The organism is Saccharopolyspora cebuensis, assembly GCF_039542665.1.
Lineage (GTDB): Bacteria > Actinomycetota > Actinomycetes > Mycobacteriales > Pseudonocardiaceae > Saccharopolyspora > Saccharopolyspora cebuensis.
Genome location: NZ_BAABII010000004.1, coordinates 527,426 through 545,060 on the forward strand (window position 1 = coordinate 527,426; position 17,635 = coordinate 545,060).

The 17,635-nt window shown below is 71.6% G+C and carries 14 protein-coding genes; 11 read left to right on the forward strand and 3 right to left on the reverse strand.

Annotated elements, in window-relative coordinates:
• The first annotated feature begins 196 nt into the window (after positions 1-196).
• The 3 genes from ABD976_RS09160 to ABD976_RS09170 all read left to right on the forward strand — a co-directional run bounded on the left by ABD976_RS09160 (position 197) and on the right by ABD976_RS09170 (position 5,404).
• Positions 197-3,211: a transglycosylase domain-containing protein gene (locus tag ABD976_RS09160; protein ID WP_345360259.1), complete on the forward strand. Its 3,015-nt coding sequence runs from the start codon at positions 197-199 to the stop codon at positions 3,209-3,211.
• A gap of 79 nt (positions 3,212-3,290) precedes the next feature.
• Positions 3,291-4,922 (forward strand): glycosyltransferase family 87 protein, encoded by a 1,632-nt coding sequence (locus ABD976_RS09165; RefSeq protein ID WP_369775541.1) that lies wholly within the window; start codon positions 3,291-3,293, stop codon positions 4,920-4,922.
• Positions 4,923-4,984: 62 nt separating this feature from the next.
• On the forward strand, positions 4,985-5,404 hold the full coding sequence (locus tag ABD976_RS09170) for a hypothetical protein (protein ID WP_345360262.1): 420 nt from the start codon (positions 4,985-4,987) through the stop codon (positions 5,402-5,404).
• A 62-nt stretch (positions 5,405-5,466) separates the two neighbouring features.
• Here ABD976_RS09170 and ABD976_RS09175 read toward each other — a convergent pair whose 3' ends face one another.
• Both ABD976_RS09175 and ABD976_RS09180 read right to left on the reverse strand, forming a co-directional pair.
• Positions 5,467-6,834, reverse strand: coding sequence for a glycosyltransferase 87 family protein (locus ABD976_RS09175; RefSeq protein ID WP_369775546.1), 1,368 nt, complete (start codon positions 6,832-6,834; stop codon positions 5,467-5,469).
• Between the two features lie 49 nt (positions 6,835-6,883).
• Positions 6,884-7,651, reverse strand: a complete 768-nt coding sequence (locus ABD976_RS09180) for a deoxyribonuclease IV (protein ID WP_345360267.1) — start codon at positions 7,649-7,651, stop codon at positions 6,884-6,886.
• Positions 7,652-7,824: 173 nt separating this feature from the next.
• On the opposite strand from ABD976_RS09180, the gene ABD976_RS09185 reads away from it, so the two are divergent.
• The 6 genes from ABD976_RS09185 (at position 7,825) to ABD976_RS09210 (ending at position 13,938) form a co-directional block, all read left to right on the forward strand.
• Positions 7,825-8,808, forward strand: a complete 984-nt coding sequence (locus tag ABD976_RS09185; RefSeq protein WP_345360270.1) for a hypothetical protein — start codon at positions 7,825-7,827, stop codon at positions 8,806-8,808.
• 256 nt (positions 8,809-9,064) lie between these two features.
• Positions 9,065-9,400, forward strand: a complete 336-nt coding sequence (gene rpsF / locus ABD976_RS09190) for a 30S ribosomal protein S6 (protein WP_369775548.1) — start codon at positions 9,065-9,067, stop codon at positions 9,398-9,400.
• A gap of 54 nt (positions 9,401-9,454) precedes the next feature.
• Positions 9,455-9,934 carry a single-stranded DNA-binding protein gene (locus ABD976_RS09195; RefSeq protein WP_345360273.1) on the forward strand — a complete coding sequence of 160 codons (480 nt, stop codon included), beginning with the start codon at positions 9,455-9,457 and terminating at the stop codon, positions 9,932-9,934.
• Positions 9,935-9,978: 44 nt separating this feature from the next.
• Positions 9,979-10,218 carry a 30S ribosomal protein S18 gene (gene rpsR, locus ABD976_RS09200; protein ID WP_345360276.1) on the forward strand — a complete coding sequence of 80 codons (240 nt, stop codon included), beginning with the start codon at positions 9,979-9,981 and terminating at the stop codon, positions 10,216-10,218.
• Between the two features lie 71 nt (positions 10,219-10,289).
• Positions 10,290-10,742: a 50S ribosomal protein L9 gene (rplI, locus tag ABD976_RS09205; RefSeq protein ID WP_345360279.1), complete on the forward strand. Its 453-nt coding sequence runs from the start codon at positions 10,290-10,292 to the stop codon at positions 10,740-10,742.
• Between the two features lie 532 nt (positions 10,743-11,274).
• Entirely contained in the window at positions 11,275-13,938 is a 2,664-nt protein-coding gene (locus tag ABD976_RS09210) for a replicative DNA helicase (protein ID WP_425570077.1), read from the forward strand.
• Between the two features lie 100 nt (positions 13,939-14,038).
• Here ABD976_RS09210 and ABD976_RS09215 read toward each other — a convergent pair whose 3' ends face one another.
• Complete coding sequence (locus ABD976_RS09215; protein ID WP_345360282.1) at positions 14,039-14,980, reverse strand: NmrA family NAD(P)-binding protein; 942 nt, start codon at positions 14,978-14,980, stop codon at positions 14,039-14,041.
• 98 nt (positions 14,981-15,078) lie between these two features.
• Between ABD976_RS09215 and ABD976_RS09220 the strand changes: the two genes are divergently transcribed.
• Together ABD976_RS09220 and rox are read left to right on the forward strand one after the other, a co-directional pair.
• Positions 15,079-15,645: a TetR/AcrR family transcriptional regulator gene (locus ABD976_RS09220; RefSeq protein WP_345360285.1), complete on the forward strand. Its 567-nt coding sequence runs from the start codon at positions 15,079-15,081 to the stop codon at positions 15,643-15,645.
• A gap of 456 nt (positions 15,646-16,101) precedes the next feature.
• Positions 16,102-17,547: a rifampin monooxygenase gene (gene rox, locus ABD976_RS09225; protein ID WP_345360288.1), complete on the forward strand. Its 1,446-nt coding sequence runs from the start codon at positions 16,102-16,104 to the stop codon at positions 17,545-17,547.
• Positions 17,548-17,635: the final 88 nt, after the last annotated feature.

Sequence of the window (17,635 nt, forward strand, 5' to 3'; positions counted from 1 at the left end):
GCGCCCCGGCCCGCCGCCCGGCGGGCCCGCGTGGCCGGGCGAGGACCCGCGCGGCGGCGGTCAACGGCCGCCGCAGCCCCCGCCCCGGCCCCAGCAGGGTGGACCGCAGCAAGGTGGACCCCAGCAGGGCGGACCCCAGTGGCCGGGCGAGCCGCCCGCGCGCCGGGACGAGGACGCCACGCAGCAGCACGGCGTCGTGCCGCCCTCCGGCGGGCGCCGCCCCGAGGCCGGTTCGAACACCGAGCAGACCGGTGCCTGGACCCCGTCGTTCGACGACGACGAAGAGGAAACGCCGCTGAGCAGGCGGCTCGCGGCCGAGGACACCCGATACTCGGCCGCCCCGCCGCCCGGACCTCCCGGAGCGCACGGCCACCAGGGACCGCCGCCGAACCGCCCGGGACCGCCCCCGGGTGGACCCCAGCAGGGCGGACCCCAACAAGGCGGACCTCAGCAGGGCGGTCCCCAGCAGCACCGGCAGGGGCCGCCGCCCCCGCCGCCCGGACGTCCGCCGCAGCGCGGCGAGCAACCGACCGAGAACATCCCGCAGGCCCCCGGCGGTGACCGGGGCCGCGACGACCGCGGGCGCGGTGGCGCCGCCGCGGCGGGCGGGATCGCCGGTGCCGCCGCCGGAGGGGCCCTCGGCGCCGCCGGTGCGGCCGGTGCCGCCGGAGCTGCGGGCGCCGGTGCGGCCGGTGCCGCGGGCGCCGGTGCCGCGGGCATGGCGGGCCACGGCCCGGGCGGCCCCGGTGGACCCGGCCAAGGTGGTCCCGGCGCGCCGGGCGGACCCGGCCAGGGCGGCGGTGACGTGCCGCGCGAGCCGGAGCTGCTCACGCACGAGGAGTCGCCCGGCCGCTACAACTACTACGCCGAGGAACTCGACGACGACGATCCCTACGGCCACCGGGACGACCGCTACGACGACGACCGGTATGACGACGACCGGTACGACGACGAGTTCGCGGCGTTCGGGCCGGACGAGCCGGACGACGATTCGGACGACGAGATGAGCCCGAAGCAGCTCAAGCGGCGCACGATCTGGCGCCGCGTCCGCAGGACCGCCTACGTGGCGCTGACGCTGATGATCCTGGTGCCGGTGGGCGTGTTCACCTACGGCTACTTCGCGTGGGAGATCCCCGACGCGGAGCGCCTGGCCAACGCCCAGGAGACCATCGAGATCCAGTACGCCAACGGTGAGACGCTGGCCACCATCGACCCGGAGAAGGGCGGGCCCACGGCGATGGTCCGCAGCCTCGACGAGGTCTCCAAGCCGATGCAGCAGGCGACCATCGCCGCCGAGGACGGGAGCTTCTACAGCAACCCGGGCTTCGACATGATGGGCATCCTGCGGTCGGTGTTCTTCCTGGCCACCGGCTCCGGCGTCGGCGGCGGTTCGACGATCACGCAGCAGTTCATCAAGCTCGACCTCGAGCTCAACACCAAGATGAGCTCCTACGAGCGCAAGATCCGCGAGATCGTCCTCGCCTACAAGATGACCAACGAGCGCAGCAAGGACGAGATCCTGCTGGCCTACCTCAACACCGCCTACTACGGGCGCAGCGCCAACGGCATCACCGTCGCCGCCGACCACTACTTCGGCAAGAAGCCCAGCGAGCTCAACGCGCAGGAGGCCGCGGTGCTGGCCGGCGTCGTGCAGCGCCCGACGGACAACGACCCCGGCTACGACCCCGAGCTCGGCTGGGACCGCTGGGACTACGTGATCGGCCAGATGGAGCGGCACGGGTTCATCCCGCCGGGGTCGAGCAGCTCGATGCAGCACCCGCAGATGCGCGACCGCGACGCCTACCGCAAGGACAGCAGGCTCACCCCGCCGCAGGACGCGATCCGGCGGCAGGTCATCGCCGAGCTGGAGGAGAAGGGCTGGCGGGAGGACACCCTGATGCGCGGCGGCTTCACCATCAAGACGACCATCGACCCGAAGGCCCAGCAGGCGGCCGAGCAGTCGGTGAACGAAGTGATGAACGGCCAGCCGGAGAACCTCCGCTCCACCCTGGTGGCGGTCGAACCCGGAACCGGGGCGGTGAAGGCGTACTACGGCGGCAGCACCGAGGTCGGTGGCCTGGACTACGCCAGCCAACCGCAGGAACCCGGGTCCTCGTTCAAACCGTTCGTGGTGATGGCCGGGTTGCAGCAGGGCATCGGCATCGGGGAGACCTACGACGGCTCGCCGGACCAGACGATCTTCGGCACGCCGTTCGACAACGCGCCCGGCTCGGCGTGCGAGAACCCGAAGTACTGCGGTGTCCGGGAGGCGATGAACGAGTCGGTCAACACCGCGTTCGTCAACATGGCCGCCCAGTTCGGCACCGACAAGGTCGCCGAGGCCGCCTACGACGCGGGCATCCCCCGCGAGTACCGGGGCGACCCGACGCTGCAGAGCCCCAACGGCCAGGTCCACGCCGGTATCGCGCTGGGCATGTACCAGGTCCGGACCATCGACATGGCCGCCTCGTACGCCACCATCGCCAACAACGGGCAGCGGGTCACCCCGCACCTGGTCTCCAGCGTCCGCAACGAGCAGGGCGAAGGCGAGGAGTGGGGCAACGCCGCTCCCGAACCGGCCTTCTCCGACGACCAGGAGGAGAGCGCCAACCTGGCGGCCAACCTCATCGAGTCGATGATCGGCGTGGCCGACGCCTCCAAGCTGCCGCTGGACGACGGCCGCCCGGTGATGTCGAAGACCGGTACCCACCAGTTCTTCGACACCAAGGACAACAAGAACGCCTGGATGGTCGGGGCCACCCCGCAGTTGTCCGCGGCGGTCGGGATGCTCGCCGAGAGCGAGGACCAGACGCCAGCCCCGCTCTACAACGCGCAGGGCAGCATCGTCTACGGCTCGGGACTGCCCGGCGACATCTGGCAGAAGTTCATGAGCAAGTACCACCAGGGCCTGCCGGTCGAGCAGTTCCCGGAGCCGGAGCCGATCGGCCAGTTCGCCCCCGAACCCCCGCCGACCTCGACCACCACGGCGCCGCCGCCGACCAGCACCGAGCCGCCCACCACCACCTCCGAACCGACCGACACCTCGGAGCCGACGGACTCGTCGACCACCGAGACCTCCGAGGACTGCGTCGTGTTCTGCCCGCCGTCGAACGACAACGGCAGCGGCGACGGTGATGGCGGTGACGGCGACGGCGGCGGTGGTGATGGCCCGAACGGCGCGCTACCGCCGACCCGCCGCGAAGGCCAGTAGCGCGGGCACCGCACGACAGGGGCACCCGGTTCCGCCGGGTGCCCCTTCGTCGTCACCGCCCCAAGTAGCATCTCCGGGCGTGCCCACCTCCGAGCCCAGCCCCGGACCGACACCGCGGCGCAGCGCCGCGGTGGACGGCGAGTCGCTCGGTCCCGCCGACCGGGTGGTGCCGACCTGGACCGAAGCGCTGGCCCGGGCGGCGAGCCGCCCCTTCGGCGGGGAGCTGGGCAGGCACGCCCAGGTCGGCAGGCAGTGGTTCTGGACGCCGCTGCGGGTGATCCTGCTGCTGGCCGTGCTGCTGCTCGCGGCGGCCTGGCTGTTCAAGGCGCCGTGCACGGTCACCTACGACACCGACGCCGGGCCGCAGCTCGACTGGCGGGACAACCGCCAGTACGTCGCGATGTGCTACACCGACATCATCCCGCGCTACGGCGTCGGCGACCTCGCCCCGGACGGCGTCTTCCCCTACGTCACGTCGTGGGTGGAGAACCAGGGCACCGCCGAGGAGCAGGTCCGGTACATGGAGTACCCGGTGCTCACCGGGCTGTTCCAGTGGGTCAACGCCAAGATCACCGACGGCTGGTCCACGCTGGCCGGGCTCGACCTGCTGCCCGGCGGCAACTCCTCGGTGCTCTACTTCAACATCACCGCCTTCTGGCTCGCCGCCGCCTGGCTGGTCACCATCTGGGCGCTGACCTCGCTGTGCCGCAGGCGGGTCTGGGACGCCGCGCTGGCCGCGCTGTCCCCGCTGGTGTTCGTGCACGCCTTCACCAACTTCGACGCGCTGGCCACCGCGCTGGGCACCGCGGGACTGCTCGCCTGGGCGCGCCGACGACCCGTCCTCGCCGGGGTCCTCATCGGACTCGGCGGGGCCGCCAAGCTCTACCCGCTGTTCTTCCTCGGGCCGCTGCTGCTGCTGTGCCTGCGCGCCGGGCGGGTCCGCGACGGGCTGCGCGCGCTGACCGCCGCCGCCGCGAGCTGGCTCGCGGTCAACGTGCCGCTGCTGCTGGTGGCCCCGACGGGCTGGGCGGAGTTCTTCCGGCTCAACAGCGCACGACCCGCCGACCCGGACTCGCTCTACAACGTGCTGATGCACTTCACCGGCTGGGCGGGCTTCGACGGGCAGCTGGCACCCGGTGCGCCACCGGTCGTGCTCAACGCGGTGAGCCTGGTGCTGTTCCTGCTGGCCTGCGCCGGGATCGGCTGGCTCGCGCTGGCCGCGCCCCGGCGTCCCCGGCTGGCCCAGCTGTGCTTCCTGGTCGTCGCCGCGTTCCTGCTCACCAACAAGGTGTGGAGCCCGCAGTACTCGCTGTGGCTGGTGCCGCTCGCGGTGCTCGCGCTGCCCCGCTGGCGGCTGCTGCTGGCCTGGATGGCCGTCGACGCGGCGATCTGGGCGCCGCGCATGTACTACTACCTCGGCACCGGCAACAAGGGCCTGCCCGAGGGGTGGTTCCTCGGCGCGGTGCTGATCCGCGACGCGGTGGTCGTCGCGCTGTGCGTGCTGGTCGTGCGCGAGGTGCTGCGCCCGGAGCTGGACCGGGTGCGCACCACGCTGGCGGTGCCGTCCCGGCTGGTCCCGGACGCGGTGGACGATCCCACCGGCGGCGTCCTGGACGGGCGCGGCGACCGGTTCGTGCTACCCGGCATCCCACGTTGGAGGCACTCAGCCGACGGAGATCAACGGGAGCACCTAGCTTCGGGGCGTCACTGACCGGATTCCCCCGGCGGACCAGCGGTGCGCTGGGGATTCCTTCCCCCAGGAGGTAGTACGCCGTGATCCGCCGAGCCCTCGTCCTGGCCGCCGCCGCGCTCGCCACCACCGCCGTCCCCGCCGCCGCTGCCGCTGCCGCGCCACCGTCCGCGCCGGCGTCCGCGCCGATCCAGGCCCGGCTCGGCGCGGCCGCCTGCCAGGACATGTCCGCGATGCAGGCGGTCCCGCTGATCGGCCAGCACCTCGCCCACCTCCCCGCGGTGCCGACGGTCCGCTACGAGATCCGGGGCACCGCCGCGCTGGACCGGCCCACGCCGTACGAGGTGACCGTCGACGGGCAGGTCCGCGGCACCGGCATGGTCGGGAAGAACGGCTTCATCTCCGCGCAGCTCACCGTGCCCGCCGACCGCACGACCACGGTCCGGGTCCGCGCGGCCGGCACCGTCCACGCCGAGCGCACCTACGCCCCGCTCCGCTGCTGACACCCGCGGGATCCCATGAGTGAGGGGCACCTTCATCCGGCATGGTCGGATGAAGGTGCCCCTCACCAGGAGCGGTGGTTCACGGCGCCTCGGGCGTCGCTGCGTCGGGTGCGGTCGTCGATCACCGCCCGCGCGGACAGGAACGCGACGAACAACCCGACCAGCAGCGCGGCGCGCCCCCACACGCCGATCATCAACGCCTGCGCGGTGAACCCGTCGTGGATGCCCGAAGGCTCCCCGGCCATGTTCAGGTACAGCCAGTGGAAGATGCTGATCCCCATCGCCACGTCGGCGACCAGGTAGGCCGCGATCCACCCCCACCGCACGCCCAGCAGCACGAAGAACGGCAGCAGCCACAACGTGTACTGCGGCGAGTGCACCTTGTGCAGCAGCAGGAAACCGCACAGCATCGCCGCCGAGACCTGAACCCACGGGAACGTCCCGGTGCGCCGCAGCAGCCACCACCCGGCCAGGCAGGCCACCGCGAACGACAGCAGCACCAGCGCGGGCGAGATCACGCCCATCGCCGACTGGAACTCCTCGTCGCCGGTCCAGTGCCGGAAACCCCAGTACCACACCGAGTTCGTGCTCAGGTCGACCTGCCGCCGGGACTGGAACTCGAACGAGGCGAGCCAGCCGCCGAACCCGGCGATCGCGAACGGCAGGTTCACCACGACCACGGTCCCGACCGCGGCGCCGACCGCGCCCAGCGCGCCCGCCACGTCGAACCGGCTCCGCGCGGGCAGCTCCGCACCATCGCGGCCACCGGTGAGCACGTACAGCGCCAGCGGCAGCACGAACATCGCCGGGTACAGCTTCAGCGCCGCGCCCAGCCCGAGCAGCACCGCCGCGACCAGCGCCCGCCGCCGCAGCGGCACCCGCCACCGGTGCACCACGAACACCGCCGCCACCGCGCACGCCACCACCGGCAGGTCCCAGTTGTGGAACGCGTAGAGCACCACCGGCGGACCGATCGCCCACAGCAGCGCCCGCCAGCCGCTCAACCGGCCCAACCACCACGTCACCGCCAGCCCGAACGGCGCCATCAGCAGCGCCGAGGCGAGCAGGAACCCCGCGTCGGTCTCGACGAACAGCGCGCCCAGCCACATCAGCAGCCCGGACAGCACCGGGTACTCCACGACCCCGCCGTACAGCGAGCCGTCCGGGGTGATGCCGCCGTGGACGTACGGGAACACGTGCCGGTCGATGTCCCGGCCGATCCACAGGTTCTGGATGTCGGAGTAGCAGGCGTCCCGGTAGGCGCGCTCCTGGTAGTCCGGGGTCGAACGCCCCCACACGTCGAACCCGGGACCGGTGCAGCGGGCCTTGTTCGCCCAGCCCAGCACCAGCGCCACCGCGCTGAGCAGGCACAGCGACACCGCACCGGAGAGGGTCAGCCCCCGCCACCGGGAGCCGGGCCAGCGCCGCAGGTCCACCACCGGGTCTGTCGACTCCTTCCCCGTCGTGCCGGTCGTCGCCTCAGCCGACCGCGCCGCGCAGGTAGGCGATGTCGGCCGCCTGGCCCTCGCCCGGCGTCTCCACCACCACCGGGGCCCCCGCCGCGCGGACCACCGCGGCCAGCAGTTCCGGTTCGATGCGCCCGGCGCCGATGTTGGCGTGCCGGTCCCGGGAGGAGCCGAACTCGTCGCGGGAGTCGTTGAGGTGCACCAGGTCGATCCGCCCGGTGATCGCCCGCACCCGGTCGACCACGTCGAGCAGGTCCTCGCCCGCCGCGTGCGCGTGGCAGGTGTCCAGGCAGAACCCGGCGCCGAACTCGCCGACGGCGTCCCACAACCGGGCCAGCGCGTCGAACCGCCGGGCCATCGCGTTCGCCCCGCCCGCGGTGTTCTCGATCAGGATCGGCACCGCGAAGCCCCCGTCGGCGGCCTGCCGCTCGAACATCTTGCGCCAGTTGGCCACGCCCTCGGCCGGGTCGTCGTCCTTGGTGACGTGCCCGCCGTGCACGATCAGCCCCTCCGCGCCGACCTCCGCCGCGGCGACCGACTGCTGGAGCACCGCCTTGCGGGACGGGATCCGGATCCGGTTGTTCAGCGACGCCACGTTGATCACGTACGGGGCGTGCACGAACACCGACAGGTCGCCGTCGCGGAGCAGCTCGGCCTGCGGGTGCGGCTTGGGCGCCTTCCAGCCCTGCGGGTCGGACAGGAAGAACTGCACCACCTCGGCGTTCCGCTCGGTGGCGGCGGTCACCGGATCGTCGTCGCGGACGTGGGCCCCGATTCGCATGGTGCGGAGTCTAGAGTTCCCCGGTCGCCGAGGTGGCGCGCGGTGCGCTCGGCCCGCCCCGGCGGCCATCCGGACGAAAATCCCCGCCGACACGTCACCGGAGCGGCTGGTCGCGCGTTGAACCCTCTGCGAAGGTGACAGCAGTTCACGAACGAGCCGCGGGAGGCGAGGAGATGAGCCGGCGAGCGCATCCGCTGATCAAGCCGACAGCACTGCGGCGGACGGTCGCGGCAGGACTCGGCGGCGCGGTGCTCGCCGCGGGCGGACTGCTCGGCGCCGCGCCCGCCGCGGCTGCCGCCGAACCGCTGGTGATCAGCACCGCCTGGTCGATCGTCGACGCCGAACCCGGCCAGGACGTCGTCATCGACCCCGAGACGATGGACTTCAAGCTGCGCCGGGCCGTCGAGCTCGCCATGCCGCTGCGGCTGGGCGCCGCCGCCGAGGCCTCCGAGCGGTTCCTCGCGCTCGGCACCATCCCGCTGACCACCGCCGAAGCGGGCCGCAGCTTCTTCTCCGGCCGCGACGTCGCCGAGGCCGCGGCGGACCGGCTCGCCCGGATCGGCCTGCCCGAGGACCGGGTCGACGCCGCGCGGTGGCACTTCGTCAACCTGGTCAGCCTCGGCAACGCGATCACGGTCCGCGCCGAACCCGCCGAGGAACCACCGCCGTCCGGCGAACCCGCCCCTCCGCCGACCACCCAGCCGCCGGACACCCAGCCCCCGACCACCGGGCCGCCGACCACCCAGCACCCGACCACCGAGCCGCCGGACACCGCCCCGGCCGGGCCACCCCCGGCCCGGACCTCCGCGCCCGGGACCGGCACACCGCCGACCACCGCCCAGGTCCCCGCCGCCAGCGGCGCGCTCGGCGGCATCGTCCCCGACTACACCTACGTGCCCGGCTCGCTGCCGCCGTGGGCGCACGCCGAGTTCGGCCAGGTCCCCGGCTTCGACCCGCGGGTGGGCGACCTGCTGGCCGAGTCCCGCGAGCAGCAGCGCCAGCAGGATCAGCGCGAGGAGGTCCGCGCCGCCGGGCAGGCCCAGGCCATGCCGACCGAGATGACCGACCGGGTGGCGCTGCCGGTGCTGGTGGCGGCCGTGGCGCTCGCGGTGGCCACCGCCGCCCTGGTCCGCACCTGGGTCCTGCGCCGCACCTGAACCCGACCGGGTGGTCGACGCTGAGTGAGGGGCACCCTTGCCCGAGTAACTGGGATGAGGGTGCCCCTCACTCATTCCCCCAACGGGTGATCGAGGCGGTGAGCGGCGTCACGCCCGGGAGGTGACGTCGCAGGTGGCGGGCCCCCGTCGGCGGTCGTGGCGGGGGTGCTTGCTAGCCTTGACCAGTTCGTCGACGCGACGACCCTCCTGCCACGGAGAGCCCGTGGCCGTGAGTCCACAGGAGGTGAAGGTCATCATGCGTCACTACGAGCTCATGGTCATCCTCGACCCGAGCCTGGACGAGCGCACCGTCGCTCAGTCCCTGGAGAAGTTCCTCAACGTCGTCCGCAACGACGGCGGTGCCGTCGAGAAGGTCGACGTGTGGGGGCGCCGCCGGCTGTCCTACGAGATCGACAAGAAGACCGAGGGCATCTACGTCGTTCTCGACGTCACCAGCGAGTCCGCGTCGGTCAAGGAGCTCGACCGCCAGCTCAACCTGAACGAGTCCATCCTGCGGACCAAGGTGCTGCGCCGGGTTCAGCCCCGCAAGGCCGCTCGCAACGCCAAGGCGAAGGCCAAGGCGACGGCCTGACGCCGACGCCGGTGGTAGCCGAACCCGCTTCGAGCAGACTGGAGTCCCCAGGTCATGGCCGGTGAAACGGTAATCACGGTGGTCGGCAACCTCACCGCCGACCCGGAACTGCGCTTCACCCCGTCCGGCGCGGCGGTCGCGAACTTCACGGTCGCTTCGACGCCGCGGATGTTCGACCGCCAGACGGGCGAGTGGAAGGACGGCGAAGCTCTCTTCCTGCGCTGCAACATCTGGCGCCAGGCCGCCGAGAACGTGGCCGAGACGCTGACCCGCGGGATGCGGGTCGTGGTGCAGGGCCGGTTGCGGCAGCGTTCCTTCGAGACGAAGGAAGGCGAGAAGCGGACCGTCGTGGAGCTGGAGGTCGACGAGATCGGCCCGTCGCTGCGCTACGCCACCGCGAAGGTGAACAAGGTGAGCCGCGGCGGCAGCGGGTTCGGCGGAGGTCAGTCGAACCCGAGCCAGGCCGACGACCCGTGGGGTTCCGCACCGCCCGCCGGTTCCGGCAGCGGGTTCAGCGACGAGCCGCCGTTCTAGCGCATCCAGGCAGCTAACAGAGTTTTTGCTCAGGAGGAAGACCGATGGCCAAGGCGCCCGTGCGCAAGCCGAAGAAGAAGGTCTGCGTGTTCTGCAAGGACAAGGCAGCCGTGCAGATCGACTACAAGGACACCACCCTGCTGCGGAAGTACATCTCCGACCGCGGCAAGATCCGGGCCCGTCGCGTGACCGGCAACTGCAGCCAGCACCAGCGCGACGTCGCCATCGCGGTGAAGAACGCCCGCGAAATGGCCCTGCTGCCCTACACCTCGACCGCCCGCTGATCCGGCGCAGTGGTCACCGCCCGGCGCGGCGGTGACCGAGCGGATCGAAGAGACTTCGAAGGAGACACGTCGTGAAGATCATCCTCACCGCGGACGTGGCCGGTCTCGGCGAGTCGGGTGACATCGTCGAGGTGAAGGACGGCTACGCCCGCAACTACCTGCTCCCGCGGAGCCTGGCGATGGTCGCCTCCAAGGGCGCGCAGAAGCAGATCGAGACGATCCGCCGGGCCCAGGAATCCCGCCGGGTGCGCAACCTGGAGCACGCGCACGAGCTCAAGCAGCAGATCCAGGACCTCGGCGCGGTCGAGCTGACCGCGAAGGTGTCCGCCCAGGGCAAGCTGTTCGGCTCGATCACCGGCGGCGACGTCGTCGCCGCGGTGCGCAAGGCCGGCGGCCCGAACCTGGACAAGCGCTCCGTCGCGCTGCGCGGTCACATCAAGTCGCTGGGCAAGCACGTCGTCGACGTGAACCTGCACCCCGACGTGAAGGCGACCGTCAGCGTCCAGGTGACCGCCGCTCAGTGAGCCACGTCGATCGCTGAACCGGCCCGGTCCACCCGGGTCCGGTCGGCGGTCGTCCGAGGTGGTCCGTCGACCGGACCACCCGTCGTCCGCGGTGGGCGGCGTCGTCCGCCCACCGCCGGAAGTCCCGTCGCGGTCGGTCGTCCCCGCGTCGTCCCATCCGGTCCGCCGCGGTGCCGCGCGCCCGGAGACCGACACGCCCGGGGCCGTCTCGTCCTCGCGGCGCGTCGACGCCTTGACGACACGCCGAAGAGGTCCTTTTCACGCGACACGCCGAAGGTTTTCCACGGGTTTTTTCCACAGCCTGCACACAGGGTATGACCTGCGGTTTCTAGTTGATCATGACTAGTTGTCCCCAGGTTGTCCCCAGTTCCTGCGGAAGTTGTCCCCGGTTGTCCACAGGCCGGGGAGAACTATCCCCAGGTTGTCCCGAGGTTTGTCCACAGCTTGAGTTGCCGGTTCGACGGGGGCGATCTAACTTCGCCGCGCACACGTGCGACCGTCGCGAGGTCGGCGCGAGGAGGTGACGGTTCCGGTGGGGGCACCCGACGTCCGGGACGAGCCGTACTACGGCGACGAAGGCGCGAGCAGTCCGAGCACCTTCGAGCGACACCCGCCGCAGGACCTCGCGGCGGAGCAGTCGGTGCTCGGCGGCATGATGCTGAGCAAGGACGCCATCGCCGACGTCGTCGAGGCGCTCAGCCCGAACGACTTCTACCGCCCCGCGCACCAGGCGATCTACGACTGCGTGCTCGACCTCTACGGCCGCGGTGAACCCGCCGACGCGATCACCGTCTCCGCCGAGCTGGAACGCCGCCAGGAGCTCGTCAAGGTCGGCGGCGCGCCGTACCTGCACACCCTGATCGCCACCGTCCCCACCGCCGCCAACGCCAACTACTACGCCGAGATCGTCGCCGAGAAGGCGGTGCTGCGGCGGCTGGTCGAGGCGGGCACCCGGATCGTCCAGCTCGGCTACCACGGCTCCGAAGGCGCCGCGATCGAAGAGGTCGTGGACCGCGCCCAGGCGGCGATCTACGACGTCACCGAGCGCCGCACCAGCGAGGACTACGCCGCGCTGGAGGACCTGCTCCAGCCCACGATGGACGAGATCGACGCCATCGCCTCGCGCGGCGGCGAGTCCCAGGGCATCCCCACCGGCTTCGCCGACCTCGACGCGGTCACCAACGGCCTGCACCCCGGTCAGATGGTCATCGTCGCCGCCCGTCCGGGTGTGGGCAAATCTACGCTGGGACTGGATTTTTCGCGGTCCGCGTCGATCAAGCACAACATGGCCAGCGTGATCTTCTCGCTGGAGATGGGGCGCACCGAGATCGTGATGCGGATGCTCTCGGCGGAGGCCCGCATCCGGCTCGGCGACATGCGCGGTGGCCGGATGACCGACGACGACTGGACCCGGCTGGCCCGGCGGATGAGCGAGATCAGCGAGGCGCCGATCTTCGTCGATGACTCGCCGAACCTGACCATGATGGAGATCCGCGCGAAGGCCCGCCGGCTCAAGCAGCGGCACGACATCCAGCTCATCGTGGTCGACTACATGCAGCTCATGACCTCGGGCAAGCGCGTCGAGTCGCGCCAGCAGGAGGTCTCGGAGTTCTCCCGGAACCTCAAGCTGCTGGCCAAGGAGCTGGAGGTCCCGGTGGTCGCGATCTCCCAGCTCAACCGAGGCCCCGAGCAGCGCACCGACAAGAAGCCGCAACTCTCCGACCTGCGCGAGTCGGGTTGCCTCACCGCTGGAACGCGCTTGCTCCGCGCCGATACCGGGGCCGAAGTGAGCTTCGGCGAGCTGATGCGCAGCGGGGAGCGGCCGATCGTGTGGTCGTTGGACGATCGGATGAGGTTGGTCCCGCGCCCGATCACCAGGGTGTTCGCCAGTGGGGTGAAAGAGGTCTTCAAGGTCCGATTGGCCTCCGGTCGGGAGATCGAGGCGACCGGGAACCACCCCATGCTCACCGTCGACGGCTGGTCCCCCCTCCAGGGACTGTCCGTCGGCAGCCGAGTGGCGGTCCCGCGCCGCACGCCGGCCCCCTTGGCCGAGGCGGAGATGCCGGACGCCGAGGCGATCATGCTCGCGCATCTGATCGGTGATGGTTCCTTCGTCAGGCGGCAACCGCTCCGCTACGCGTCGGTCGACGAGGAGAACCTGCGGGCCGTCGAGGACGCCGCGGCGCACTTCGGGATCGCGGCCGTCCGCGACCACTACGCCGCGGCGCGGGTGACGACGTTGCGCTTGCCCGCTCCGCACCGGCTCACGCACGGCAAGCGGAACCCGATCGCCGCGTGGCTCGACGAGATGGGCCTGTTCGGTCTCCGCAGCCACGAGAAGTTCCTCCCGGACCGCGTCTTCTCCTTGCCGAGGGAACAGGTGGCGCTGTTCCTCCGGCACCTCTGGGCGACCGATGGATCGGTGCGGTGGGACGAGAAGGCCGGACAGGCGCGGCTCTACTACGCGACGACCAGCAGGAGGCTCGCCGACGATCTCGTCCGGCTCCTCGGGCGGATCGACGTGTTCGCCCGGATCAAACCGACGACGAAGGCCGACCACCGGGTCTGCTACCACGTGCTCGTCTACGGTGCCGAGAATCAACTGGCCTTCCTGGACGAGGCCGGTTTCCACGGTGCCCGGTCGCTGCGCGCCGAGGTCGTCAGGCAGAAGCTGCGGTCGATCAAGGGCAACACCAACCGCGACACGGTGCCGAAGGAGGTGTGGACGCGGGTCCGCGGGCTGCTGTCGTCCCGATCGATGACGCACCGGGACTTCGCGCAGCGGATGGAGACCCAGTTCTGCGGTTCGACGATGTGGAAGGCGGCCCCGAGCCGAACTCGGCTGGCGAAGGCGGCCGCCGTGCTCGACGACGCGGACCTGGACATGCTCGCCACGAACGACGTCTTCTGGGACGAGATCGTGGAGATCACCAGTCTCGGCGAGCAGCCCGTCTACGACGCCACCGTCGGGGAAACGCACAACTTCGTGGCCAACGGCATCGCGATGCACAACTCGCTGGAACAAGATGCGGACATGGTGATCCTGATCCACCGGCCGGACGCCTTCGAGCGGGACGACCCGAGGATGGGTGAGGCGGACCTGATCCTGGCCAAGCACCGGGCCGGGCCGACCTCGACGATCACCGTGGCGCACCAGCTCCACTACAGCCGCTTCGTCGACATGGCCCAGGAGTAGTCCGGGGACTGCAGGGTCTCGAAGTCGACGTCCCATTCCCGATTCCGATGTCCCCTGTCCGTCCAATCGGACATCGGACTGGGAATGTGGTGATGGGCCGCTAGATCGGGTGGACCGGATCTTCGGTTGCCCCCATGTGCCCCTGCGACCATTCCTCGAAGCTGGTGAGCGTGAGGCCGAGGTCCCTGGCGTACTGCGGGCGGCCCGGTTGGCCGGCCACGTTCAGCCACTCGTGCGTAGCGCCCATGGCCGGCATTCCGGCGGCGAGGGCCTCCTGCTCGGTCATGTCCGGCGCGGGCAGTGGCGTGCCCAGTGCGCGGGAGAGGACTTCGGCGATCTCCGTCATCGACAGGTAGTCGCTGGCCAGTTCCAGTTCGACCTCGTCGAACCGCTCCGGCTCGGCGATGGCCGCGGCCGCCGCCTTGCCGATGTCGTCCACCGCGACCAGGGACAGCCGGGTCTCGGGGTTCAGGACGCTCACCAGGCCGCCCGCTACGCCGCGCGGGAACAGGAACGCCATGGAGGGGAGGAAGTTCTCCATGAAGAAGCCCGGCTTGAGAAGGGTCCAGCGGGGGAAACCGGCCGCGCGGAGGCGCTCCTGGATCGCGCTCTTGGCGCCCAGGGTGAGTTCCATCGAAGCCCAGCGACCTTCGGCCCAGCCGGGGGTTTCGGTGTGCTGGCCGGCGCCGGTGACGGAGGTGTGCACGAACTGCGGCACCCCGGCGGCCAATGCGGCCTCGATGAGGTTGATGCCCTGGGCCACCTCTCCGTCGAAGTCGAAGCCTTCCGCGGTCACGGCGGGCACCTGTACGGAGAAGACGGCGCGGGCACCCTCGGCGGCCCGGATCACCGAGTCGCGGTCATGGAGATCGCCGGTGACCAATTCGGCCCCGAGTGCTTCGACGGCCTTGGCCCGGCCGGTGGCCGGGTCACGCACCAGGGCGCGGACGGGAACGCCCGCCGCGCGCAGGGCGCGGGCGGTGGCCCCGCCCTGCTTGCCGGTGGCGCCGGTGACCAGGACGGGCGCGGAATCCGCGGACATGGTGCTCCTCAGGCTCGTCGATAAGTGGCGGGGCCCGCCGCTTCTGGCGGGATACAATACGGCGGGCCCCGCCACTTAGCAAGCTCGGAGATGACGCCATGCCCGATCGCCGACGCGCCGATGCGCGGCGCAACTACGCGCGCATCCTCCTCGTGGCCGAAGAGGAGGTCGCCGCCCATGGTGTCGACGCCTCCCTGGAACAGATCGCCCGCACCGCGGGGGTTGGGTCGGCGACCGTGCGCCGCCACTTCCCCACTCGCCGCGCACTGTTGGAGGCGGTTTCCCGGGAACGGATCGAGGCCCTGCGCGTCCGCGCTCACGACCTGGCAGGCGAGGGCGACAGCCGCAACGCACTGCTGGAATGGCTGAGTGACGTCGTCGCCTACTGCGTCTCCGCCCGAGGACTGGCGGCCGCACTGGCCTACGACGATGCCGGGTCCGACCCGGCACACGAGAACACCTGCTCGGCGGCGCTGGAAGAGGCGGCAGATCCGCTGCTGCGCCGCGCCGTGCAGGATGGTGCGGTGGCGACGGGCATCACCGTCGCAGACCTGATCACGCTGATCGTCGGCATCGTCCTGGCCACGGAACACTGCCCCGACCCCGCCGCTCGGGCGGACCGGCTGTTCCGGCTGGCCGTGGCGGGACTGGGCCCGCAGAGCTGAACAAGGCGCGTGACCAGCAGGGCCGAACACTGAAGTGCCCAACCGGCTCCGTCGGCCGCACGACCGCCCGCCACCGCTGCCGGGCGGACTCGACGAGTGTGAAAATCATCCCCGGGCCTGGGCGGCAACGCCGTCACGCGCCTCGGATGCGAAGAAGTGCCACCGGGATGAGACGCCACCGGAGTGGTCAGTCAGTGGGACAACTGCGAAACCGCGGGTCAACCAGAGTCGCGGGGTTTGAGTTCCTCAAGGAACCTTTCGGCTGGGCGCGGGTTCCGCCTCGCCGGTGGGCGAACCCGTCCACAGCGGACGATGCGCGGGGACTTCCCCCGGCCACCTTCAACTTATAGCGCACCCCTGGGCTTGTGGCAAGACCCCGGCCGTGCCGCAGAATTCGCCGTCCGAGGCCGGAATCGTGGGGACGTCCGGCCGGAATCGTCGAACGGGGGAATCCGCGTGATCGATGTGATCGTCGTCGGCGGCGGGCCGACCGGCCTGATGCTGGCGAGCGAGCTGCGGCTGCACGGGGTGCGGGTGGTCGTGCTGGAGCGGGAAGCGGTGCCGACCGGGCAGGTCCGCGCGCTCGGCCTGCACGTGCGCAGCATCGAGGTGATGGACCAGCGCGGCCTGCTGGGGCGGTTCCTGGAGCACGGCCGGAAGGTCGTGGCCGGGGGTTTCTTCGCCGGGATCGGCAGGTCGTGGCCGGAACGGCTGGACACCGCGCATTCCTACGTCCTGGCCATCCCGCAGACCACCACCGAGCGCCTGCTGGCCGAGCGCGCCACCGAGCTCGGCGCCGAGGTCCGCCGGGGCCGCGCACTGGTCGGGCTGGCCCAGGACGAGGACGGGGTGACCGCCGAGCTGGCGGACGGCACCGAGCTGCGCGCCCGCTACCTGGTCGGTTGCGACGGCGGTCGCAGCGCGGTCCGGAAGCTGCTCGGCGTCGCGTTCCCCGGTGAGCCCAGCCGGGTGGAGACGCTGCTGGGCGAGGTGGAGCTGGACGTGCCGTGCGAGACGCTGGACGAGGTGGTGGCCGAGGTCCGCAAGACCCAGAAGCGGTTCGGCACGATGCCCCTCGACGACGGCGCGTACCGCGTCATCGTGCCCGCCGACGGGGTGGCCGAGGACCGCGCGGTCGCGCCGACCTTCGACGAGCTGCGGCAGCAGTTGCGGGCGTTCGCGGGCACCGACTTCGGGGCGCACTCGCCGCGCTGGCTGTCCCGCTTCGGCGACGCGACCCGGCTGGCCGAGCGGTACCGGAGCGGTCGGGTGCTGCTGGCCGGGGACGCGGCGCACGTCCACCCGCCGACCGGCGGGCAGGGGCTGAACCTCGGCCTCCAGGACGCGTTCAACCTCGGCTGGAAGCTGGCGGCCGAGGTCGGCGGCTGGGCGCCGGAGGGCCTGCTGGACAGCTACCACGCCGAGCGGCACCCGGTGGCCGCCGCCGTGCTGGACAACACCCGGGCGCAGACGGAGCTGCTGTCCGACGAGCCGGGCCCCCGGGCGGCGCGGCGGCTGGTGGCGGAGCTGATGGAGTTCGAGGAGGTGAACCGGTACCTGATCGAGAAGATCACCGCGATCGGGGTGCGCTACGACTTCGGGCCGGGGCACCACCTGCTCGGCCGCCGGATGCGCGACGTGGAGCTGGGGCGCGGGCGGCTCTACGAGCTGACGCGCGGTGGTCGCGGACTGCTGCTCGACCGGACCGGTCGGCTGTCGGTCGCGGGCTGGGCGGACCGGGTCGACCACGTCGCCGACGGTGGCGCGGAACCGGACGTGCCCGCCGTGCTGCTGCGGCCGGACGGGTACGTGGCGTGGGTGGGCGACGACCAGCGGGACCTGCGCGCCCACCTCTCGAAGTGGTTCGGCGCCTCGGGCGAACCCGAGCACACGCCCGGGTGACCTGTTCGAGTGACCTGTCCGAGTGACCTGTTCGAGTGGCCTGGGTGCCAGGTGAGGGGCACCCTCATCCCAGTTACTCGGGCAAGGG

Excerpts from the sequence above, each read along its gene's own strand:
- ABD976_RS09180 (WP_345360267.1), bottom strand. The coding sequence starts at position 7,651 with ATGCGAATCGGGGCCCACGTCCGCGACGACGATCCGGTGACCGCCGCC.
- ABD976_RS09185 (WP_345360270.1), top strand. The coding sequence starts at position 7,825 with ATGAGCCGGCGAGCGCATCCGCTGATCAAGCCGACAGCACTGCGGCGG.
- rpsF (WP_369775548.1), top strand. The coding sequence starts at position 9,065 with ATGCGTCACTACGAGCTCATGGTCATCCTCGACCCGAGCCTGGACGAG.
- ABD976_RS09195 (WP_345360273.1), top strand. The coding sequence starts at position 9,455 with ATGGCCGGTGAAACGGTAATCACGGTGGTCGGCAACCTCACCGCCGAC.
- rpsR (WP_345360276.1), top strand. The coding sequence starts at position 9,979 with ATGGCCAAGGCGCCCGTGCGCAAGCCGAAGAAGAAGGTCTGCGTGTTC.
- ABD976_RS09215 (WP_345360282.1), bottom strand. The coding sequence starts at position 14,980 with ATGTCCGCGGATTCCGCGCCCGTCCTGGTCACCGGCGCCACCGGCAAG.
- ABD976_RS09220 (WP_345360285.1), top strand. The coding sequence starts at position 15,079 with ATGCCCGATCGCCGACGCGCCGATGCGCGGCGCAACTACGCGCGCATC.